We start from the raw sequence: 22,488 nt of genomic DNA, 5'->3' as shown, positions 1-22,488 counted from the left end.
AGGCGGCCGATCCGCTCGGCCTCGGGGGCCTGGTCGCGCAACTGATCCGCCATCGCCACGACCCGGTCGAGTACCCGTTCGCTCATGTTGGTGTCCTTACGTCTGGGGGGCTTAGTAATGGTCTACCGCAGTTCGTGCCCCAGCCGAAGCCGTTCCCGATGAGCGGAAGAAAATGCGGCCGGAATCGACTGCACAACGCGGCGCGCACGCGCCGGGCCTGGCACGCCAGGATGACGCCCTCCAGCCGGTCGCAGGGCCGGTCCGCCTCCGAAGGTGCGCGCGCCCGATAGCCGGGACAACGTCACCGCAGTGTCCGGTGACCGGGAACCGGCCCGGCGGTCGACGGGCGATAGGACATACCGTGCGTGCTTGTGAGTGGCGCGGAGCTGGTCGATGTCGTCGTGGTCGGCGCCGGGTTCGCCGGCCTCTACGCCCTGCACAAGCTCCGCGGTCAGGGACTGTCGGTGCGGGTCCTGGAGGCGGCGCCGGAGCTCGGCGGCACCTGGTATTACAACCGCTATCCGGGGGCGCGCTGTGACGTCGAAAGCGTCGACTACTGCTATTCCTTCTCCGATGAACTTCAGCAAGAGTGGAACTGGACCGAGAAGTACGCCACCCAGGCCGAGATCCTCGCCTATCTGAACTGGGTGGCCGACAAACTCGACCTGCGCCGCGACATCACATTTCGCGCCCGCGTCGTGTCCTCGGCACTGGACGAAACAACGCTGCGCTGGGTGGTCACCACAGACGGCGGTGACGTCCTGTCCGCCCGTTTCTGCCTGATGGCGACGGGCCCGCTCTCGGCGGCTTTGACGCCTGACTTCCACGGACTCGAGTCGTTCGCGGGCGAGATCTACCACACCGCCGCGTGGCCCCAGCATGCCGTCGATTTCACGGGAAAGCGCGTCGCCGTCATCGGCACCGGTTCGTCTGGCATTCAATCGATTCCGATCATCGCCGAACACGCCAGGCATCTGTTCGTCTTCCAGCGCACGCCCAATTACAGTGTCCCCGCAGGCAACAAGCCGTTGAGCGAACGCGAACTCGACGACATCAAGGCGAACTATGCCGAAAGACGTCGGTTGTCGTGGCGCAGCGGCGGCGGGTCACCGCACATCACGGCGCCCAAGCCGACGATGGAGTTCACGCCGGAGGAACGTCGGGCCGCGTTCGAGAAGCGTTGGCAGCTGGGTGGTGTGCTGTTCTCGAAAACGTTCCCCGACCAGATGACCGACCTGACCGCCAACGACGAGGCACGAAAGTTCTACGAGGAGAAGGTGCGCGCGGTCATCGACGACCCTGCCCTGGCCGAGCTGCTCATACCCAATGACCACCCGATAGGCACGAAGCGGATCTGCACCGACAGCAACTACTTCAGCACCTTCAACCGGCCGAACGTGTCGCTGATCAGCGTGCGCGACACACCGATCGAATCCGTGGACGCCACCGGGATCAGCACCGCTGGCGTGCACTATGACGTCGACATGATCGTGCTCGCAACGGGTTTCGACGCGCTCACCGGTGCGCTGGCCAAGATGGACATCATCGGGCGCGGCGGTCGTCGGTTGCGGGACGACTGGTCGCACGGGCCGCGTACCTACCTGGGGCTGGGTATCGACGGATTCCCCAACCTGTTCCTGATCTCCGGTCCAGGGGCACCGGCTGTGCTGGCGAACATGGTGCTGCACGCCGAGGCGCAGGTGAATTGGATAGCCGCGGCCATTGCCTACCTCGATGACCACGGGCTGGCCGCGATCGAAGCGACCCGCGACGCGGTCGACGGCTGGGGAGCCGAATGCGCCCGCCTCGCCGACGCCACGTTGTTCACCAAGGCGGAGTCCTGGTACATGGGAGCCAACGTACCCGGAAAGCCAAGGGGATTCATGCTATTCGTCGGCGGCTTCGCCGCCTATAACGACATCTGCGCCGAGGTTGCCGGGGCCGATTACCCGGGCTTCGATCTGGTCGAGAGGTGACGATGAAGAGACTGGTTGGCAAGGTAGCGCTGGTCACCGGCGCAGGCAAGGGCACGGGACGGGTGCATTGTCAGCGCCTCGCCGACGAGGGTGCAGATGTGATCGCGCTCGATGCCGCCGCGGCGAGCGACGAGTTGCTCGACACTGCAAGGGATGTCGAAAGCCGCGGTCGACGCTGCGTGACGGGCGTTGCCGACGTGAGTGACTTGGAGGCCGTCACCGACGCCGTAGCGGCCGGCGTCACGGCACTGGGGCGCCTCGACATCGTCGTCGCGAACGCCGGAATCCACATTGCGGGCGGACGGACATGGGAACTTGACTCCCGGGATTGGCATCGCACGCTCGACATCAACCTGACCGGCGTATGGCACACGGTCAAGGCCGGCGTACCGCGCATGGGCGACGGCGGCGCCATTGTCATCATCAGTTCCACCAATGGTCTTCGCGGGACGCCCAATTCCGCGGCGTACACGGCGAGCAAGCACGCGGTGGTCGGGCTGGCGCGCACTCTCGCGAACGAGCTCGGCCCTACCGGCATCCGGGTCAACACGGTTCACCCGGGGCCGGTCGCGACCCCGATGATTCTCAACGACGGGACGTTTCGACGCTTACGCCCGGACCTCGAGAACCCGACCGCCGCGGATGTCGCGGAAGTGTTGCGGGCGCGCAACCTGCTGCCGGTGCCCTGGGTAGAGCCCGTCGACGTGGCCAATGCGGTGGTGTTCTTGGCCTCCGAGGAGGCCCGCTACATCACGGCCACCCAGCTCGTCGTCGACGCCGGCCTCTCGCAGAAGGCGACATGATCGGGCGGTGGGGATGATGGAAGACGACGGCGGCGGCGCGCCGGCATATGAACCGCTCGCCCAGTCCGTTCGCCGGCTGATCGACGCGACGATCCGCACCGAGGCCGGCGCGGGTCCCGTTGCGGCCGCGAAGAGGCACATCGATTGCGCCGTGGAGCAATTGAGCGAGACGCTCATGCCGGGCTCGTTCGGTGTTCGCCATCCCTCCGACGGACAACCGGTCACCTCCGGCAATGTGATGATCGGCGCGCGCAACCCGGTCGCCCCTCCGCTGGTCATTCGCCGCGACGCCGGTGGTGTCGTCTGGACGGAGATCACACTGGGCGCCGCTTACGAAGGCCCACCGGGACACGTCCATGGCGGAGTGTGCGCGTTGGTCCTTGACCACGTCCTGGGCGCGACCGCGCACGAACCCGGTCGACCGGCCTACACCGGCACGCTCACGCTGCGCTATGTCCGGGGGACCCCGCTGGGTCCGGTGCGGGTACAAGCGTGGGTCGACCGCGTCGAGGGTGTGAAAACCTTCGCGAAGGGGCAGATCACCGATAGCCAGGGGATCACGGTCGGTGCGGAAGGCGTGTTCATCAAGCCGCGCGGTGACCGTGACTGAGTGACTCACGGCCGATCGGTGACGGCCTCCGCCGGAATCCGATGCTGTTCTCGGTCCACCAATCTCAGCGCACGCGCGGCCTTCGCGGGAGCTTGCAGGAATGCGGTATGCGGCGCCCGCGGGCCGCGGTGCTGCGATAAATGCGGGTCTGCGTTTGCGGGCTCGTCGTGTTCCGTGGCAGCGGTGAGTGGAGGCTCATCGCCTCGGCGGCCCGACCGCAACTGATTCATGACGGCAACGGCGAGGACGGCGGCCGCGGCGGTGCCCAGCCCCTGTGCCCAGCCCACAGGGCCGACCGGTGTGCAGCCCAGGAGTTGGCTGATCCCCGGGGTGCTGATCATCGCGGTGAATGCGGCGAACGAGCCGGCCGCGGTAAGCAGCACCAGCGGCGCGTGTGAGTCGACCACCGTCTGGCCCAACTCGACCGCGACCAACGAGATCAGCGCGACGGTGGCGGCCCGCTGCGGCAGCCCGGTGACCGAGGCCATCGCCCACGCCGACGTGGCGGCGGTGGCGGTGAGCGCTCCGCGCGCGGCCACGGCTCGCAGGAGCGCGCGTTCGTCGATGCCGCTCCCGACGCGCTCTACCGGCCCCGCGGGCGTGCTGACGGCGACAGCGGTCGCGGGTAGCGCGTCGGTGAGCGTATTGATCAGCAGCAACTGGCGGGTGTTCAGCGGCGAGGTTCCGGCGATCGCCGTGCCGATGACGGAGAAGATCACCTCGCCGGCATTGCCGCCGAGCAGGCCGGCCACGGCCGCCTGGACTCCACGCCAGAGTCGGCGGCCTTCGTCGATGGCGGCGACGAGCGTCTCGATGCGGCCGTCGGTGAGCACCAGGTCGGCGGTCGTGTGCGCGGAGTCGCTGCCGCGCGCGACCACACCGACACCGACGCTTGCCGCCCGGATCGCGGCGGCGTCGTTGGCGCCGTCGCCGACCATGGCGCACACCCGCCCGGCGCGCTCGAGCGTCTGAACGACCTGCACCTTGTTCTCCGGCGACATCCGGGCGAAGATCACCCGCTCGGTCACCGCGCGCTGCTGATCCTGCCGGGACAGGGCGTTCCATTCCGACCCGGTGATCACCTCGTCGGCGCTCACCGTGACCCCCAGCTCGCGGGCGATGGCGGTGGCGGTGACGGGATGGTCGCCGGTGATCAGCCGGATCGCGACGCCCCGGTCGGCCAGGTCCGCCAGCAGCTGCGGCGCCTGGGGGCGCGGGGTGTCCGAGAGGCCCAGAAATCCGGTGAGCGCTAAGCCCGTCTCGCACAATCCGGTGATGGCGTCCGGGTCTTTGCGCAACGCTCGCGCCTGTGCCGCGGTCAGGCGCCGCTGGGCCACCGCGATCGTTCGCAGTCCCGCGGTCGTCAGCGCGGCGACGGCGTCGTCCACGACTGCGCCGACCTCACCGCACGCCGCCAAGACCACCTCGGGTGCGCCCTTCACGGTCAACTGGGTGCCGGTCACCGAGGCCGAGAACGCCCGGCCGGACCGGAACGGCAGATGCGCGTCGGGGTCGGGGCGCGAACCGGAGTCCGGCACCGCGTCCGCCGCCTTGATGATGGCCTCGTCGGTGGCGTGCACGTGCGGGTTGCCGTCGTCGGCCGGCGCGGCCTGGGCGGCGCACCGCAAAACGTCCTCGCGGGAATGGCCCGCCATGGGGTGGACCTCGGCGACGCGAAGGCGGTTCTCGCTCAGCGTTCCGGTCTTGTCGAAGCAGACCACCTCGACGCGACCGAGCGCCTCGGTCGCCCGCGGGACCCGGACCAGCGCCCCGCATTCGCCCAGCCGCTGCGCCGACGCCGATTGGGCGAGGGTGGCCATCAGCGGCATGCCCTCGGGGATGGCCGCCACGGCGACCGCGATGGCGCTGCCCAGCGCTTGGCGCAGCCCGCCTGCGCGGAACAGGCCGAGCCCGCCGACCAGAACGCCGCCGCCCGCGCTGAACGGGAACGCGCGGCGCATCAGCTGGCTGAGTTGATGGTGCAGGCCGACGGTCGGCAGGTCACCGGAGGCCAGTTCGGCCGCGCGGCGGGTCTGGGTGTCGGCCCCGACGGCGGTCACCAGCGCCACCGCGGTGCCGGCCACCACGGTGGTTCCGGCGTAGATCATGCAGCGGCGCTCGGCCAGTTCGGCCCCGGGCGTGGCCTCGACCTGCTTCTGCACCGACAGGGATTCACCGGTCAGGGACGACTCGTCGACCTCGAGGTCGTGCGCCTCGATCACCCGAGCGTCGGCGGGCACCACCTCGTCGCTGCGCACCTCGATCACGTCGCCGGGCCGCAGTTGCTCGACGAGGACTTCGCGGTAGCCCCGCGCGGCATCGGTCCCCGGGGTGACGACGCGGGCCGGCGGGGCCTGCTGGGCCAGCAGGCGGTTCAACCGGTTCTCGGCCCGTAGCTGTTGGGCGGTCGACAGCAAGGCATTTCCGGTCAGCACGGCCCCGACCATGATCGCGTCGGCCGGTGAGCCCAGCAGGGCTGTTGCCGCCGAACACAGCCCGAGGATCGGCGTCAACGGATCACCGGTTAGTTCGGCGGCGGCGGCCCTGGCGAACTCCCACGCCGCGGCCGGGAACCGCGTGCCGCCCGGTGTGGGTTCGGTTGCGGCAGCGGGCTCCTCGGGGTCGCGCAATGCCGCCAGCACCTCGCGGGCCTGCTCAGCCGACATCGCGTGCCACTCGTAGGCCGGGGCCGGCCGGGGTGTCGAAGTGTGAATCGCGCCGCGGGCCAACAGGTATCCGGACAGGATCCCCGCGACGGCACCGATGGTCACCGGGCCGGGCCCGCGCAACCGGCGCACCCCGGGCACCATGAACACCGCGCCCAGCGCCGAAGCTCCCACCGATATCGCGATACCCTGCTGACTTGCCGACCGGGCCGCGGGCAACGCATGCAACACCCGCCACGCTCCGGCCAGGTCGTCGAGCATCAGGTCCGCAGTCCAAGGCGGCGGGCCGTCGGCACTGGGCTTGATTCCCAACGCCAGGTCGGCGCCCGAAAGCGCTTGTGCGCCAAGCGAGGACAGCACCGCGACGGTGTGCCCGTCATGCTGCAGGCGCGAAACCGCATCGGCGAGTGCATGATCGATGCCGCCGTCACGGACTGGCAGGACATCGTCGAAAGCGGGACGCAAGTCGCCGAGCAGGTCGGTGTCGACCGACACCAGGCGCGCGCCTGAGTCACGCGCCCGGGTGATCAGAGCCGGCGCGAGCGGGTGAGGGGCCGGTGCGACGAGCGCCTCGACCGTATCGCTGGCCCCCTGCTCGTCGGTTGCGGCCGCGGGAATCGGGTGCCAGCCCGGGGCCGCACCGTCGTCGAGCAGGTCCTGGGCGCGGGTCCAGGCGCCGAGCAACTCGCCGTCGCGGGCGCCGCGCACCCGCACCACCCGCATCCTCTGGTCGCACAACACGCGCGGATCGATGAGCAGCGCGTCGACTCTGTCGAGTCGGCGCAAACCCTCCGGCCGCAGCGGCAGCACCCCGTGCTTATCCGCCAAGCCCCTGCCCAGCGTGGCCGCAAACGCCTCGTGCGAGGTGCGCATGGCCTTGGGCGAGGCCGCCAGCGCCGCGTTCGACGCCATCGTCACGTTGCGGGTGAGGGCTCCCGTCAGCCCGACGCCAATCAGCTGAACCCACGCTGCGCGCTTCCCGTGACGGTCGATCGGACCGGCCGGCGCGGGAACCGGGCGCGCCAACCGCTGCATCTCCGGCTCGTCGGCGTGCCGGGCCAATTCCGGCTCATAGCGGGCCCATGCCCGCGCGGCGGCCCGGGACTCCGCGGCCTTGAAACCTTGCATCGCCAGGTCGACGGACAGCTTCGCCGGTGACAACGTGACGACATGCGCGGCGGTGCCGAACACCGACAATGCGGTGTCCGTCGCACCGGGGCCGATGCCGCTCTCGAGCGCGCGGCGCAGCCACGGTTGGTGATTCGCGATCGCCGACACCGCCTCGACGGCGATCGGGGCAGCCGGCAATCGCAACGCCCGGCCGGCGACCGCGACCGCGAACCCGGCGGCGTTCACGGCCACCATCGCGCCGCGGGTGACCAACAGCAGCCCGTCGCCGGGCAGGCTTTCGGCGCGCGTGGAATCGCCTGCACCGTAGGCTGTTTCAGCGCTGTCAAGCGCGGAGCAAAGCTCGTCGAGCGACGCCCCGCCGTCGTCGATCTCAACAACCACCCGCGACAGCGGACGGTTCAGGCTGACCTTGGTGACACCGGGCTGTGCCCGCAGCGCATCGACGGCGGCGCGGCCACGTGTCGCCCCGCCCGTGCCGTCGAGGCCGCGTACCTCGATCCACACCCGCCCGTCACCGCGCCCGCACCGTCGGGTCAGCGTGGAGCGAGATACCTCACCCGAGACCACTTTTGCGCCGACCCGGACCGGCAGCGCGACAACCTCGAGACCGGCGGTCGCCAGCCTGCCGACCGCGTCGCCAAGTCCCGCGGCAGCGCCGAGCCCCGTCGACACCACCCGCAGCGGCGAAAGCTGTCGCACGCGCAACCCCTTTCACGCACATGACGAATGGTTGCTTCGCGGTTCTCCGCGAGGGAAGGCCGCCGACCGACGCTGGCCGACGACTGCAAACCCGACCAACCTAACTCGGGGTCAGGGACCCAGCAACTTGAGACGGGTACTGGTAAAGAACATGTAACAAGTGATCGCGGCTGTTAGGGCCGCTCGATCAAAATGTTCGGGCCACCTGATTCGCAGATTGAGCAAACCCCCATGGGCCGAGGTGGTTACGCCCGCTCCGGAAGGAAGCCGGTACGCCCTCGAGGTCGTGCCGTGCGTCCTAACGTGTGGGGATCAGCGGTGGTCCGCTGCCGCGATCCCGGCGACGAGGAGCAACCATGAGTGACATCGACGACCTGTCCGCGCGGCTGCGCCGACTCGAGGACGAGCGCGACATCGCCCGTCTGATCGCCTCGTACGGTCCTGCGGTGGATGCCGGGGATGCCGAGGCCACTGCGCGCCTGTGGGCGAGCGACGGCAGCTACGACGTCGATGGCTGGCGCATGGAGGGCCGGACCGCCGTGCACGCCATGGTCGAGTCGTCGGCCCACCAGAACCTGGTGGCCAAGGGGTGCTGTCATTTCTTGGGGCCATGCGTCGTCACCGTCACCGGCGATTCGGCGGTGGCGCTATGTGAGTCCCTGGTGCTGATCCGCGACGGCGACGGATATCGCGTATGGCGTTGTACCGCAAACCATTTCGTGATGGTCCGGGTCGAGGGGCAATGGCGGATCGGTGCGCGCACCAGCCGAATCCTGGACGGCAATCCCGCCGCCCACGAGTTGCTGACCGCGGGCCTGGCGGGGTCGGTCGCGGCGGAGTGAGATTCGCCCGCGCTCGCGATCGCCGCTAGTCCCTGGTAAGAAACGCCAGCACGGTGCTCTCGAACGCCTCCTTGGCCTCGATCATCGCCCAGTGCCCGGAGTTCGGGAAGATGTGCAGCTCCGCATCGGGGATGGTGCGCATCGGGATCAGCGCCATGTCCGGCGGGCTCACGCGATCGTCGCGCCCCCAGGTCAGCAGGGTGGGCGCGGTCAGCTTGTGCATGACGGCCCACGGCATCGGCCGGTCGGACGCGGCCATGGCGGCGTTCATCGCGCCGAAGGCCGCTTTCCCGTACATGCGGCGCGCGGCGGCCAGCGTGTCCGGGTCGGTGGCCAGCTCCCAGCGTTCCTCGACCAGCTCCTCGGTGATCAGCGCCTGGTCGTAGACCATCGATTTCAGCCAGTCGACCAGCCGCTGCCGCGTGGGATCCTCGACGAACTCCTGCAGCAGCCGGATGCCCTCGCTGGGGCTGGGGCTGAAGATGTTCGTCCCGATGCCGCCGATGGTCACCAATCGGTGGACGCGGTCCGGGTTATTGGTGGCGAAGTTGATGCCGACGCCGCCGCCCATCGAGTTCCCGACGATGTGCACCCGCTGGACGCCCAGCGCGTCCAGGAAGGGCGGCACGGTGCCGAACGCGGTCACCATCGGGTGACCGCCGAAATCGTCGCTGACGCCGAACCCGGGAAACTCCAGGATCAGGCAGCGGAATCGCGCGGCGAACGAGGGGAGTATTCCGCGGAAGTTGCGCCACCCCGTGACGCCCGGTCCGGAGCCGTGCAGGAACAGCAACACCGGGGCGGATTCCGGGCCGCAGTCGTAGTAGCGCAAAGCGCCCTTGGGAGTGCTGATTTCGCGCAGGTCTTGCTGGGTAACGGTGTCTGCCACGGGTGTCACCTTGCCATGCCGTGGCGGTCAGCTCTGCTGGTGGCTCGATTCACTGCAATTCAGGAGCTCTTTGAGCGCTGCGGGAAAGGTGTCGGCGAGGTCCCAGAGGTCGGCAACCAGGTCGGGGCAGGAGATGAGGCCGATGCCCAGGCGGCCGTTGAGCGACATGACCGTGATGTTGAGTGCGGCGCCGGCGATGATCGGACCGAGCGGATACATGGCGTCGACCCGGCAGCCCATGAAGTAAAGCTGTTCCTGCGGTCCGGGCACGTTGGACAGCACCAGGTTGTGCGGCGGCTTATCAGGCAGCGGTATCCGGGGCAGCAGCTTCATCGCCGTGCCGAACATGGTCTGTCCGGCGACCTGCGTCCAGTCCTGCAGCAGGCTGGACCCCATGGCGGCGGCGTGGTCCTTGGCCGCGGCGTTGCCCCGCGCGATGCTACTCAGCCGTTCGGCCGGATCCTCGATATGGGTCTCCAGCCGGCACAGCATCCACGTGGTTTGGTTGCGGCCCGGCCGGTCTGATTTGCCCCGCACCGAGACCGGCACACTGGCCACCATCGGGCTGTCCGACAGTTCGTCCCGGTCCACCAAGAACTGCCGCAACGCGCCGGCGCATAGGGCGGTCACCACGTCGTTGACGGTGACTCCGAACCTGTTCTTCACCTTTTTGACGTCGTCGAGATCAAGGGTGGTCAGGGCGACGTTGCGGCGCCGCGTGAATGGGCCGTTGAACGCCGTCGGCGGCGCCGCGAACGGGGCGGCCATGGTCTGCCCGCCACCGCGGGCCCGCAGCAGCGTTTGCGCCAGCGTCAGCGCGGTCGCCGGCAACACCTTGGCCAGGCGCCACGGCCGTAACCCGGCGCCGATGAGTCCGGACGCGGCGATCTGCAGGGGATTCGCCCCGCCGGACCGGGCGGCGGGCTTGGGGGCTGGGGCGTCCGGCGCGGTGCTGCACAACTGGGCCAGGAGATTGGCGCCGCCCACCCCGTCGATCACCGCATGGTGGGCCTTGAGGACGACGGCAAGCGCGTCGCCGCCGTGCAGGCCTTCGATCACCCACATCTCCCACAGCGGACGATCGCGATCCAGTGCCAGCCCGGCGACGTGCCCGCAGATCTCCGCTAACTCCCTCGACCCGCCCGGTGCCGGCAGCGCGACTCGTTGGAGGTGCCGCGCGAGGTCGAAACGATCGTCGTCGACCCAGACCGGATGGTCGAAGTTCAGCTGATTGTCCGCCAGCTTGAGACGGAATTCGGGCACCGCGTCCACTCGCGCCGCCAGCGCCCTCCGGAACTGGCTGGAGGTGTAGCCGCCCGGCATGTCACCCGGGTCGAGCTCCAACACGCAGCAAACATTCAGCGGCTGTGTCGGAGATTCGAGGTAGAGGAAGAACGCGTCTAACCCACTGAGTCGTTGCATATCCGCTCGTATCTTTTGTGCGCTCTGACCGCTGGTCACATGACCTCTGGTCAGCGCCGGGTACCACCGGCGAACGCAATCAGGGTCGACCGCAATCTCTAGGTGTGATCTCTATCTGTAGCCGTTTCGCCGTCTCGGGCAAACATGTGAGCGAGACATTTAACGAAATCGCCACCGGCGTTCACCGGCGCGCAGGACTCAGCCGCGCGCCGCCCGCCTCGCCATGGCCGAGTCGGGCGCGGCCCAGTCGGTTGACACCTTGCGATGCCTGATCAGCCAGGCGTCGCCGTCGGGCACCAACGTGTCGCGGTACCGGCCGAAATGGTCAAGGCCGGCGTGGGTGAGCACCGTGAAATACGACGACACCTGTGCGGAATCCCGGGTCAATTCGGTGAACAGCAGGTTGGTGAGGTTGTGGCGCACGATCGGCTGGACGTTTGACGGCCGGTCGACGTTGACGCCGCCGAGGAACGACACGATCGCCGAACGGCCGCGCAGCGGCTCGAGGCCGCGAATCTCCAGGACGCCGTCGGCGCAGAACGTCTCGGCGAGGCCCGCCACGTCGCCGGCGTCACCCGCCCAGTTGTATCGCGCCAGGGTGTCGCGGATCCGCTCGCGCGCCACCAATTCCCAGTTCTCCACCGTCGTGACTCCTCGGGCGCAGCCTAATACGCGAAAGCGCAACCGCTACTTCACGATGTGGGGCCGAAAACCGAGGCGGTTGGAAGGTGTCACGCCGTTCAGGTCGAAGATCGCGATCAGGGCGCGCAGCAGCGCGGGGGACCAGTCCTCGAACGGCTGCGCGTCCAGTCGATCAAGGACTTCGGCGCGGAGATACTCGATGCCCGAGGGGTGTTGAGGATCGCTCATCGCGCATACCGATGGCGCGCGGGACCCGGTTCGGTGCTCAACGAGCCAGCTCCCTTCCCGACGAGTTTCTGGCGTCGACGCTAGGACCGCCGCCTCGCACTTGTACAGCCAACTGGCCAAATTCAAATGTGCATAGAAGATCGGCTATGGGATCGGGAACGCGGCGTTCGGCGCCGCTTATTCCGCATGCGGGAATGAATCCCGGCCCGGGGCCGTAGAACAACGCATGGAACTCAATGACGCCGCCCGCGACCTCATTGGCAGGGGCGCCGACGCCACCCTGGTGACCCTGAACCCCGACGGCAGCCCCCAAGTCAGCCTGGTGTGGGTCGCCTTGCAGTCCACCCCCGACGGGGACGAACTCGTCACCGCGCACCTGGCCGCGCACAAGAAGGTTCGCAACGTCCGCAACGACCCCCGGGTGGCCGTCACCATCGTGTCGCTCGACGGGGCGCACACCGGGATGCGGCCCTACCTCTCGATCGCCGGGACCGCACGGATCGTCGAGGGCGGCGCACCCGAGCTTCTCGCCCAACTCAACCCGATTCTGGGCGACCCGAGTACCCAGTTCCCGCCGGACGGCGCGCCGCCCGGGTTCCTGACCCGCATTCGCATCGACAGGGTCGGCGGCATCGGCCCCTGGGCGGCCTGACCCCGAATTTTGGGACTTCCGCGACGGTCGGTAGCGGAATACAGTGGGTGGGTGAAGACGGGCGAAGACGGCAGGCACCTACGGACCTGCCCCCTCTGTGAAGCCATGTGCGGCTTGGACATTCACGTCGACGGCGGCAAGGTAACCAGCATCCGGGGCAACCGCGACGACGTGTGGAGCCGCGGGCACATCTGCCCGAAGGGCGTCTCACTTGCCGCGCTGCACGACGACCCCGACCGCATCCGCCGGCCCATGATCAAGGTCGACGGCGAATGGCACGAGGTGAGCTGGGACGCGGCGTTTCGCCGCTGCACCGAGTTGCTGACGCCCGTGATCTCCAAGTACGGGATCGGGGCGGTCACCGCCTACACCGGCAACCCGCTGGCGCACTCGTTTTCCCTCGCCCGCTACGCGGGCGTGCTGATGGGGATGTCGGGGATGCCGGTCACGTATTCGCCGGGCACCGTCGACCAGTGGCCGAAGAATTTGTCATCGCATCTGATGTACGGCCTCTGGTGGAACTTCCCCGTCCCCGACATCGAACGCACCGACCTGATGGTCATCATGGGCGCCAACCCCGCCGCGTCGCAGGGGTCGCTGCTGGCCGCGCCCGACGTGATGGGCCTGATCGAGGGGATCCGCAAGCGCGGCAAGGTCATTGTGATCGACCCGGTCCGCACGCAGACGGCGGCCCGGGCCGACGAATGGCTTCCGATCGTGCCGGGCACCGACGCCGCGCTGCTGCTGGCGGTGGCGCACACCCTGTTCGACGAAGACCTGATCCATCCCGGGCCGCACGTGGACGGCGTCGACACGATGCGGCGGGTCGCCGCGGATTGGCCACCGGAGCGCGTCAGCGCGGTCACGGGCATCGCCGAGGACCGGATCCGGCGTCTGGCCCGCGAGCTCGCCGGGACCGAAAGGTCGGTGGTGTACGGCCGAATCGGGTTGTGCAATCAGGAGTTCGGCAGCCTGGCCAGCTGGCTGGTCGACGTCGTCAACATCCTGACCGGGCATTTCGACGTACCCGGGGGAGCGATGTTCCCAAAGCCGGCGGCCTGGTCGATCACCACTCAGCCGCTGCCCGGCCTCGAGGGCGGTCTGCCGGAATTCGGCCGCTGGCACACCCGCGTGCGCGGGGCGAAGGAGGTGCTGGGCCAGGCCCCGGTGTCCTGCATGGCCGAGGAGATCGCCACCCCGGGCGACGGGCAACTGAAGGCGCTGATCACGGTCGCGGGCAACCCGGTGTTGTCCACGCCCGGCGGCGACAAGCTCGACGAGGTGCTGCCGATGCTGGAAGCGATGATCTCCGTTGACCTTTGGCTCAACGAGACGACGCGGCACGCCGACGTGATCCTGCCCGGCCTGTCGCCGCTCGAGCAACCGCACCACGACGATCTCATCCTGCTCTTCGCGATCCACAGCATCGCGAATTACTCGCCGCCCGTGTTCGATCCGGGCGACCGCCCGCACGAATGGGAGATCCTGATCCGCCTCACCGGCCTGTGCGCCGGCACGCCGGCCGAAGATGTCGACGTCGCCACGATCGACGACGGGTTCTTCGATTACCTGGCATTCACCCAAGGCCTCGACGGTGCGGAGATCCGCAAGCTGTACGAGCATGGTGGCCCCGAGCGCATGCTGGACCTGACGCTGCGAACCGGACCGTTCGGGGACCAGTACGGCAAGAATCCCGGCGGGTTGACGCTGGATCTGCTCAAGGCCAACCCCAACGGCATCGACTTCGGACCGATGGTGCCGCAACTCCCGGACATCCTGGGGACACCCGACAAGAAGATCCGGTTGGCGCCGCAGTACCTTCTCGATGACCTACCGCGGCTGGCCGCCAGAATGGAACGACCGGCCGAGCCGCTGGTTCTGGTGAGCCGCCGGCACCTTCGCTCGAACAACACCTGGCTACACAACGTGCCCGCGCTGATGAAGGGAAAGGACCGGTGCACGTTGCTGATTCATCCCGACGACGCGGCCAGGTGCGGCGTCACGGACAATGACGTCGTCACCGTCAAATCGGCGGCCGGCGAGATCAAGGTGCCCGTCGAGGTCACCGAAGCGATCAAACCGGGCGTGGTGTCGATGCCGCACGGCTGGGGGCATGGCAAGCCGGGCACCCGCATGGCGGTGGCCAACGGATCGCCGGGAGCGAACACGAATGTGCTTTCCCCGCCGACGTTTATCGACGAGCCGTCGGGCAACGGCGCGCTCAACGGCATACCGGTGACGATCATCGACGATCAGGCCCGATTCCGTCCCGCACAGAAACACTGAATTCGTGCTACCCCTCATCCCCCTATCGCTTGGTTAACGGCAGGCGCCGGTCTGTGGTTCATCTCACGCCGACCGCCTTTATCTGAACCGTCCGGTGGGGCCGCCCGTCGGCATAGGCATGACTGCAACAACACATCTCACTTCCCCCAGCGGGGCCGCTCAGCGTGGACGCGGCGCACCGCACATCGCCGGGGCCGCGGTGGCCTTCACCCCACACCGCTACAAGCAGGACGAAGTCGCCAGGGAGTTAACCGAATTCACCGACCCGAGGTTCCTGCGTTTCGCGCAGACAACGGGGGTCGACCAGCGCAGCCTGGCGCTACCGCTCTCGCGCTACCCGCGGCTGAGCGGCTTCACCGAGGCGAACGACGCCTACCTCGAGGTCGCCGTCGACCTCGGCGAGCGCGCGATACGTTCGGCGTTGGAAGAGGCTGGCGTCGAACCGCACGAGGTGGACACCATTGTTGTGGTATCGAGCACCGGCATCGCGGTGCCCACCATCGACGCGCGGCTGATGACCCGAATCGGGCTGCGGCCCAACGTCAAACGCGTCCCGCTGTTCGGCCTCGGCTGTGTGGCCGGCGCGGCCGGGATGGCGCGCGTCCACGACTACCTGCATGGCTACCCTCGCGACGTGGCGGTGCTGCTGTCGGTCGAGTTGTGTTCCCTCACGCTGCAGCGGGACGATACCTCGATCCCCGCGCTGATCGGGGTGTCCCTGTTCGGCGACGGCGCCGCCGCGATCGTCGCCGCGGGGTCAGATCGAAACCCGTTGAACGGCAAAGCCGGTCCGCGGGTGCTCGCCACCCGCAGCCGCGTGGTTCCGGAGACGGTCGACGTCATGGGGTGGAACGTCGGCTCCAGCGGATTCCAGCTCGTGATGTCGCGCGACGTCCCGAAGATGGCCGAAACCTACCTAAGGGGCGAGGTCGACGGTTTCCTCGCCGACCACGGGTTGTCGCTCGCGGACATCGCCACCTGGGTGTGTCATCCCGGCGGCCCCAAGGTGCTCGACTCGATCGAGGAGGCCCTGGACCTACCGCCGGAGGCCATGGTTCACAGCCGAGAGTCGATGCGGGACAACGGGAACGTCTCCTCGGTGTCCGTGCTCGATGTGTTGCGCCGGACCCTCGCGGAACCGCCGGCCGCAGGGTCGTACGGCGTCATGCTGGCGATGGGGCCGGGTTTCAGCTTCGAGCTGCTCCTGCTGCAGTGGTGAGGGGCGAGACCATGTACTACTACCTATTCATCCTGGCCGTCGGCGCGGAACGTCTGGTCGAGCTGGCAGTGTCGCAACGAAACACCAAATGGTCACTGGCCCATGGCGGCAAGGAGTTCGGCCGTGACCATTACCCGGCGATGGTCAGTATGCACACCCTGCTGCTGGCCTCGTGCGTCGTGGAGACCTGGGCCCTCGCCCGGCCGTTCATCCCGTGGCTGGGGTGGCCGATGCTCACCGTCGTGGTGCTCAGCACGGTGGTGCGCTGGCGCTGCGTGGCCGTGCTCGGCAGGCATTGGAACCCGAGGCTGATCGTCATCCCGGGCGCGCCGTTGGTCCGCGACGGGCTGTATCGCTGGGTACGACACCCGAATTACGCGGCGGTCGCTGCGGAGGTGGCGGCGCTGCCGCTCGTTCACTCGGCGTGGCTCACGGCGATCGCGTTCAGCATCGCGAACGCGATCGTGCTCAGGGTGCGGATCCGTGCGGAGAACGCCGCATTGGGCTTGGTGTGAGGACTGCTTCGGCGATCACGGCGCGATGGGCCGATTCGTCCATTCCCGGTCGGGCCGGCGCGACGAGCGGAACCACCCGCCCGCCGCGCCGGTACCGCCGTCGGTCGGAATGGTGTGGCCGGTGACGAATGCGGACAAATCCGAGGCCAGGAACAAGATCACGCGGGCCTGGTCCTCGGGCTCGCCCATCCGGCCGACCGGAACCCACTGGGGCCACTGGGCCTGTTCGTCGTGAGACAGCCACTGCGAGTAGGGCACCTGCAGGGATTCGGTGACGTCGGGCGCAATCGCGTTGACCCGCACCCCATGCCCGCCCACCTGAACCGCGAGGCTTCGGGTGAACTGAATGACCGCGGCCTTGAACGCGGCATAGACCGGATCCTCGGGGTAACCGCGCAGCCCCTCGACGGAGGACACGTTGACGATCGCGCCGGCCCGGCGGGCGACCATCGCGGGCAGGAACGCGTGGGTGACGAGGAAGACGTGGTGCAGGTTGATGCGGTACAGCTCGTCCCAGAGCTGGGGATCGGTGTCGGCGAAGTTCCCCGGATGGCGCAGCCAGTGACCGACGTTGTTCACCAGCGCGTCCACCCGGCCGTAGCGATCCAGCACCGATCGCGCCATGTCGTCGACCGCCGCAGCGTCGCGGACGTCCGTGACCACCGCCACCGCCGACCCACCCGCGGCGGCGATCTCGTCGACGGTCCGTGCCGCAAGCCCGCCGTCGATGTCGACGATGACCACGTGTGCGCCCTGGTGGGCGAACAGCCGCGCGGTCGCCGCACCGATGCCGCCGCCACCGCCTGTGACCACCGCGACGCGGTCGCCGAGCAGCGCGTCAGCGCGCGTTTCGTCCTTCATTGCTCATATCTTGGGCCACCGGGCGAAGCTGGTCGATGCCCGGGCCGGGAATCGCAGAATGTCGCTATATACCCACCGGACACGGGTGGTAAACCGTGATGTAGCCAACATTCGTGTCGCCTTCACCTGAAGTTATTCGCGCCCCAGGGCGGGTATTCGGTGCGCACTTAGGAGGGAGCGCAATGGTGAGCACCGATCCGCATCGCTTATTGCCAAGTGGCGCAATGAAGCGGCGAGTCCACCATCGCCATAGCCCGCAGTCGTTCGCGGTCGCGTTGGCCAGCAGGCTGATCGTGAAAACCACGGTGCGCGCGTGGGCTTTTACCCCCAACTTGCACTGGCCGTTCGAATACGTCGATGGCTTGGCGGGATTGCTGCCGCGGTTCGGCATCTCGGCGAAGATCGAACCGGTGCGGCTGGAAAACTGCGCGGCCGAGTGGGTTTGCGCGCCGGGTGCCTCGACTGATCGCGCGATTCTGTATCTGCACGGCGGCGCCTTCCTCACTTGCGGTCTCAACACCCACCGGTCGGTCGTCACGCGCCTTTCCAAGGCCGCGGACGCCGCAGTCCTCACGGTCGGGTATCGAAAGTTGCCCAACCATCAGATCACCGACGCGATCGAGGACGGCATGAGCGGCCTTCGCTGGCTGCAAGATCGCGGCTTCGACGGCGACCGGGTGGTCGTGGCAGGCGACTCCGCCGGGGGGTACCTGGCGTTCATGACCACGCTGCTGGCCATCAGCAGCGAGCTGATGCGGCCCGCCGGCATCGCCACGATCTCGCCGTTCACCGACGCTGATCCGGGCCGAAAGCTGAGGCACCGCAACGCGCGCCGGTGCTCGATGTTCACCCGCGGCGCGCTGTCGATGTTCGCGCAATACCTCAGCCAGGCGCAGCTGGTGGACGGGCGCGAGGAGTCCACCGTGGCCTCACCGGTGGACGCCGACCTGTCCGACTTGCCGCCGGTCACCATCCACGCCAGCTCAGACGAATTGCTGCTGCCCGACGCCGAACTCATGGCAAAGCGCTTGGAAGCCAGTGGGATTCCGTGCGACCTGCATCTGTGGGACGGGCAGATTCACGACTTCCCGCTGGCGGCCGACATCCTGCCCGAGGGCAGGCGGGCCATTGGACACATCGGAAATTTCATCAAGGAAGTCACCGCAGCGCCCCAGTCCTGGCGCCGCGACCTGCACGCGGTCGCTGGCTGACACGCTGCTGAAAGCGGCTGCGCCGCAATTCAAATGATGGACCGCCGGGCCACCTGTTCACCGTCGCCGGGATCGATCACAGTCGGTTCACGCTGTCACGGCCCGTCGGGCCGGGCCTGCTGTCGCGGTGGGCCACTCTCCGGATCGCCGCCCGGCGGAGCGTCTGTGGTGGCGAGCCGCGGTGCCACGCCGTCGGCGATCGAAACGTCGTCGGGGAAGCCATCGCCGCTCTCCGGCGTGAACGGCGGGTCGCCCGCCAGCCACCCGTCGAAAATCGGCGCTGCGCCGGGTGGCGCGGGTCCGGTAGAGATTCGGGGTCCCGATCCGCGCGGCTGCCGATACAGTTGGTCGTGATGAGCCGACCAACCCCACCCGTGTTGACGGTGCGGTACGAGGGAGCCGAGCGCACGTTCGCCGCGGGCAACGACGTAGCGATCGGGCGTGACCTTCGCGCCGACGTGCGCGTCGCGCATCCGCTGATCTCCCGCACCCATCTGATCGTCCGGTTCGACCAGGGCCGATGGGTCGCCGTCGACAACGGCAGCCTCAACGGGTTATTCGTCAACCATCAGCGTGTGCCCACGGTCGACATCCAGGACGGCCTACGCGTCAACATCGGCAATCCGGACGGCCCGGCCCTGACCTTCGAGGTGGGCCGCCACCAGGGGACGGCCGGCCGGCCGCCGCTGACGACGTCGATACCGATCGTCAACCCGGCCACCGCGGCGAGCCCGCCGGCCCCGCACGGCCAGCCCACCGGCGCATCATGGCCCGGCCAGCCCCAGCAGTCGCCGTCGGCCTCCTTCCGCCAGCCCACGCATCTGCCCAGCGGACCACAGCCCGTCCCCCCGAGCGGTCCCACGCCGATGCATCCGCCCAGCGGGTCGATGCCGAGTTACCCGTCGGGCCCGCAGCCGCGACACCCGACCGGTGGCCAACCGGCGGCCCCGCCCAGCGGCCCGCAACACGCCCCCCAGATCTACCGCACACCGCCGAATATGCCGCCCCCGCAAGCTGGCGGCCCGGAGACGAGCCGCGTCGCCGGTGACGCCTCGAACCTGGCGACGTCGATGATGAAGATCCTGCGGCCGGGCAAGGCCGCGCTGGAGTCGACGCCGGGCGCGATCAAGATCGGCCGGGCCAACGACAACGACATCGTCATCCCCGAGGTGCTGGCCTCGCGCCACCACGCCACCCTGATCCCGACGCCGCACGGCACCGAGATCCATGACAACCGCAGCATCAACGGCACCTTCGTCAACGGGGCGCGGGTCGATTCGGCCGTGCTGCACGACGGCGACGTCGTCACCATCGGCAACATCGACCTCGTCTTCGCCGGGGGCACGCTGGCCCGCCGCGACGAGAGCGCGACCGCGACCCGCACCGGCGGCCTGGACGTGCGCGGCGTGACCTGGACGATCGAGAACAACAAGACACTGCTGGACGACATCTCGCTGGGCGCGCAGCCGGGCACGCTGACGGCCGTGATCGGACCCTCGGGCGCGGGCAAGTCGACGTTCGCCCGGCTGGTGGCCGGGTACACGCACCCGACCAGGGGCACGGTGGCGTTCGAGGGCCACAACGTGCACGCCGAGTACGCCTCGCTGCGCAGCAGGATCGGCATGGTGCCGCAGGACGACGTGGTGCACGGGCAGCTGACCGTGCAGCAGGCGTTGATGTACGCCGCCGAACTGCGGCTGCCGCCGGACACCACCAAGGACGACCGGGCCCAGGTGGTCGCCCGGGTGCTCGAGGAACTCGAGATGACGCAGCACCTGCACACCCGGGTCGACAAGCTCTCGGGCGGCCAGCGTAAGCGCGCATCGGTCGCCCTGGAGCTGCTCACCGGGCCTTCGCTGCTGATCCTGGACGAGCCGACCTCGGGCCTGGACCCGGCGCTGGACCGCCAGGTGATGACGATGCTGCGCCAGCTCGCCGACGCCGGCCGCGTGGTGCTCGTGGTCACCCACTCGCTGACCTACCTGGACGTCTGCGACCAGGTCCTGCTGCTGGCTCCCGGCGGCAAGACCGCCTTCTGCGGACCGCCCAGCCAGATCGGCCCGGCCATGGGGACGACGAACTGGGCGGACATCTTCAGCACGGTCGCGGGCGATCCGGACGGGTCCAAGGCGCGCTACCTGGCGCGCACGGGCCCGCAGCCTCCGCCGCCGCCCGCCCAGCAGCCCGCCGACCTGGGCGATCCCTCGCACACGAGCCTGTTCCGGCAGTTCTCTACGATCGCCAGGCGGCAGGTCCGGCTGATCTTCTCCGACCGCGGCTACTTCGTCTTCCTGGCGGTGCTGCCGTTCATCATGGGATCGCTGTCCATGTCGGTGCCCGGCAACGTCGGCTTCGGAATCCCCAATCCCATGGGCGCCGCGCCCAACGAGCCCGGGCAAATCCTGGTGTTGCTCAACGTCGGCGCCGTGTTCATGGGCACGGCGCTGACCATCCGCGACCTCATCGGGGAACGCCCGATCTTCCTGCGCGAACAGGCGGTCGGCCTGTCCACCAGCGCCTACCTGCTGGCCAAGGTCTGCGTCTACACGGTTTTCGCGGTCATCCAGTCGGCGATCGTGACCATCATCGTGCTGCTCGGCAAGGGCGGTCCCACCCAGGGCGCGGTGGCCCTGGGCCGGCCCGGCCTCGAACTGTTCGTCGACGTCGCGCTGACGTGCGTGGCCTCCGCCATGCTCGGCCTCGCGCTGTCGGCCATCGCCAAGTCGAACGAACAGATCATGCCGCTGCTGGTGGTGGCGGTCATGTCGCAGCTGGTGTTCTCCGGCGGCATGATCCCCGTGACCGGACGGGTCGGGCTGGACCAGATGTCCTGGGCGACGCCTGCGCGCTGGGGCTTCGCGGCCTCGGCCTCCACCGCCGACCTACCCAAACTGGTTCCCGGTCCGCTCAGCCCCAAGGACTCGCACTGGCGTCACACGCCGGCAGCGTGGTGGTTCGACATCGCCATGCTGGTGGTGATCAGCATCTTCTACCTGAGCTTCGTCCGCTGGAAGATCCGGCTCAAGGGCGGCTGAGGCCGCCGCGGGTCAGGCGCCCCTGCGGATCACCTGGTCGGCGGCGGCGCGCATCCGGTCGGACAATTGCAGGAGCGCATGCTCGCCCACACCGAGCGGAAGCGTGTAGGCCAGTTGCCGCAATTCGACGGCATAGTTGCGCATGTCTTCGCGAAGGCGTGTCTCGACAGTGGGCATGACATCTCCCTCGGGCTGCGGCCGGGCAAGGGTCCTGGTCCTCGTCGACCAGCCGATTGCAAAATTTTCGCAGCCGTGCCGCCGAACTGCGAGAGCGCCGATGCGAATTAACGGGAGTTTGACAGCGTATTTACAGTCGGCGCGCCGGTGCGGTCAATCTTTCGCATGGCCCAGCTCCACCCGTAGGACCGCGGGAGGCCTGATGATTCCGTCCGGGCTGGCGGTGGTGCCGCCGTCCGTCGTCACGTAAGCGACGCGGCCGCGATCCCCGGGCCGGCGCCCCCAGACCGCGCTGGACGGGCCGACCAAAGTCTCGTCAAACGGTTCGCCGGCGATATGGCGCGCACCTCGCTGCCGTGCCGCGGCAAGAGCGGCACACGGTCGAGGGTGTTGGCCCGATGCCTTGTCACATAGGCGAATCCGGCGTCCTCGTCGATGCAGAAGTCGTCGGCATTGTCGATGGCGGCGACGAACTGCGCCGGGCCGGCCGGGTCGAGAGACGCTCGATCGACGGGAACCCGCATGAACACCTTCTGCGCAGTCGAGGTGTAGTACAGGTAACCGGTCTGCGGCCCGTAGCGCACGCCGTTGACCCCGGGCTGGGGTGGGGGAGGGACGCCGCTG

At 68.6% G+C, this 22,488-nt stretch carries 17 protein-coding genes and 1 pseudogene; 10 read left to right on the top strand and 8 right to left on the bottom strand.

Annotated elements, in window-relative coordinates:
- Positions 1-365 precede the first annotated feature (365 nt).
- Genes A5704_RS04695 through A5704_RS04685 form a run of 3 tightly spaced genes read left to right on the top strand, consistent with a single transcriptional unit; the run spans position 366 to position 3,389 of the window.
- On the top strand, positions 366-1,976 hold the full coding sequence (locus tag A5704_RS04695; RefSeq protein WP_067781020.1) for an NAD(P)/FAD-dependent oxidoreductase: 1,611 nt from the start codon (positions 366-368) through the stop codon (positions 1,974-1,976).
- A gap of 2 nt (positions 1,977-1,978) precedes the next feature.
- Positions 1,979-2,779, top strand: coding sequence for a mycofactocin-coupled SDR family oxidoreductase (locus A5704_RS04690; RefSeq protein ID WP_067781017.1), 801 nt, complete (start codon positions 1,979-1,981; stop codon positions 2,777-2,779).
- A 16-nt stretch (positions 2,780-2,795) separates the two neighbouring features.
- Entirely contained in the window at positions 2,796-3,389 is a 594-nt protein-coding gene (locus A5704_RS04685; protein ID WP_067781035.1) for a PaaI family thioesterase, read from the top strand.
- A 5-nt stretch (positions 3,390-3,394) separates the two neighbouring features.
- Here the strand turns inward: A5704_RS04685 and A5704_RS04680 are convergent, their stop codons facing one another.
- A complete protein-coding gene (locus tag A5704_RS04680; RefSeq protein ID WP_067887591.1) occupies positions 3,395-7,885 on the bottom strand; it encodes an HAD-IC family P-type ATPase in 4,491 nt (1,496 codons plus the stop codon).
- A 356-nt stretch (positions 7,886-8,241) separates the two neighbouring features.
- Here A5704_RS04680 and A5704_RS04675 point away from each other — a divergent pair, with 356 nt between their 5' ends.
- On the top strand, positions 8,242-8,727 hold the full coding sequence (locus tag A5704_RS04675) for a nuclear transport factor 2 family protein (protein WP_067750113.1): 486 nt from the start codon (positions 8,242-8,244) through the stop codon (positions 8,725-8,727).
- Positions 8,728-8,752: 25 nt separating this feature from the next.
- Here the strand turns inward: A5704_RS04675 and A5704_RS04670 are convergent, their stop codons facing one another.
- The 4 genes from A5704_RS04670 to A5704_RS04655 form a co-directional block, all read right to left on the bottom strand.
- Complete coding sequence (locus A5704_RS04670) at positions 8,753-9,625, bottom strand: alpha/beta fold hydrolase (protein ID WP_197508448.1); 873 nt, start codon at positions 9,623-9,625, stop codon at positions 8,753-8,755.
- Positions 9,626-9,643: 18 nt separating this feature from the next.
- Positions 9,644-11,038, bottom strand: coding sequence for a wax ester/triacylglycerol synthase family O-acyltransferase (locus A5704_RS04665; protein ID WP_067887588.1), 1,395 nt, complete (start codon positions 11,036-11,038; stop codon positions 9,644-9,646).
- 198 nt (positions 11,039-11,236) lie between these two features.
- Positions 11,237-11,680: a nuclear transport factor 2 family protein gene (locus A5704_RS04660; protein ID WP_067887586.1), complete on the bottom strand. Its 444-nt coding sequence runs from the start codon at positions 11,678-11,680 to the stop codon at positions 11,237-11,239.
- Positions 11,681-11,725: 45 nt separating this feature from the next.
- Positions 11,726-11,908 (bottom strand): hypothetical protein, encoded by a 183-nt coding sequence (locus A5704_RS04655; protein WP_067750123.1) that lies wholly within the window; start codon positions 11,906-11,908, stop codon positions 11,726-11,728.
- Positions 11,909-12,134: 226 nt separating this feature from the next.
- On the opposite strand from A5704_RS04655, the gene A5704_RS04650 reads away from it, so the two are divergent.
- The 4 genes from A5704_RS04650 (at position 12,135) to A5704_RS04635 (ending at position 16,580) form a co-directional block, all read left to right on the top strand.
- Positions 12,135-12,560 carry a PPOX class F420-dependent oxidoreductase gene (locus A5704_RS04650; protein WP_067887582.1) on the top strand — a complete coding sequence of 142 codons (426 nt, stop codon included), beginning with the start codon at positions 12,135-12,137 and terminating at the stop codon, positions 12,558-12,560.
- A gap of 51 nt (positions 12,561-12,611) precedes the next feature.
- A complete protein-coding gene (locus tag A5704_RS04645; protein WP_067887578.1) occupies positions 12,612-14,846 on the top strand; it encodes a molybdopterin-dependent oxidoreductase in 2,235 nt (744 codons plus the stop codon).
- Between the two features lie 118 nt (positions 14,847-14,964).
- On the top strand, positions 14,965-16,065 hold the full coding sequence (locus tag A5704_RS04640; protein WP_082950355.1) for a type III polyketide synthase: 1,101 nt from the start codon (positions 14,965-14,967) through the stop codon (positions 16,063-16,065).
- An 11-nt stretch (positions 16,066-16,076) separates the two neighbouring features.
- A complete protein-coding gene (locus tag A5704_RS04635) occupies positions 16,077-16,580 on the top strand; it encodes an isoprenylcysteine carboxyl methyltransferase family protein (RefSeq protein ID WP_067750300.1) in 504 nt (167 codons plus the stop codon).
- Between the two features lie 15 nt (positions 16,581-16,595).
- Here A5704_RS04635 and A5704_RS04630 read toward each other — a convergent pair whose 3' ends face one another.
- Entirely contained in the window at positions 16,596-17,441 is an 846-nt protein-coding gene (locus A5704_RS04630) for an SDR family NAD(P)-dependent oxidoreductase (protein WP_067750129.1), read from the bottom strand.
- A 182-nt stretch (positions 17,442-17,623) separates the two neighbouring features.
- On the opposite strand from A5704_RS04630, the gene A5704_RS04625 reads away from it, so the two are divergent.
- Both A5704_RS04625 and A5704_RS04620 read left to right on the top strand, forming a co-directional pair.
- The gene (locus tag A5704_RS04625; protein ID WP_067750131.1) at positions 17,624-18,652 is read left to right on the top strand and encodes an alpha/beta hydrolase; all 1,029 of its coding nucleotides are present in this window, start codon (positions 17,624-17,626) and stop codon (positions 18,650-18,652) included.
- A gap of 353 nt (positions 18,653-19,005) precedes the next feature.
- Positions 19,006-21,687, top strand: a complete 2,682-nt coding sequence (locus A5704_RS04620) for an FHA domain-containing protein (protein WP_197504930.1) — start codon at positions 19,006-19,008, stop codon at positions 21,685-21,687.
- Positions 21,688-21,699: 12 nt separating this feature from the next.
- Here the strand turns inward: A5704_RS04620 and A5704_RS28745 are convergent, their stop codons facing one another.
- Together A5704_RS28745 and A5704_RS28740 are read right to left on the bottom strand one after the other, a co-directional pair.
- Positions 21,700-21,864 carry a hypothetical protein gene (locus A5704_RS28745; protein WP_197498995.1) on the bottom strand — a complete coding sequence of 55 codons (165 nt, stop codon included), beginning with the start codon at positions 21,862-21,864 and terminating at the stop codon, positions 21,700-21,702.
- Positions 21,865-22,106: 242 nt separating this feature from the next.
- A pseudogene (locus A5704_RS28740) lies at positions 22,107-22,488 on the bottom strand (hypothetical protein); the annotation flags it as partial.

The sequence above is a fragment of the Mycobacterium sp. E735 genome (genome assembly GCF_001666955.1).
GTDB lineage: Bacteria > Actinomycetota > Actinomycetes > Mycobacteriales > Mycobacteriaceae > Mycobacterium.
This window is presented reverse-complemented; position numbering and strand designations above follow the sequence as displayed.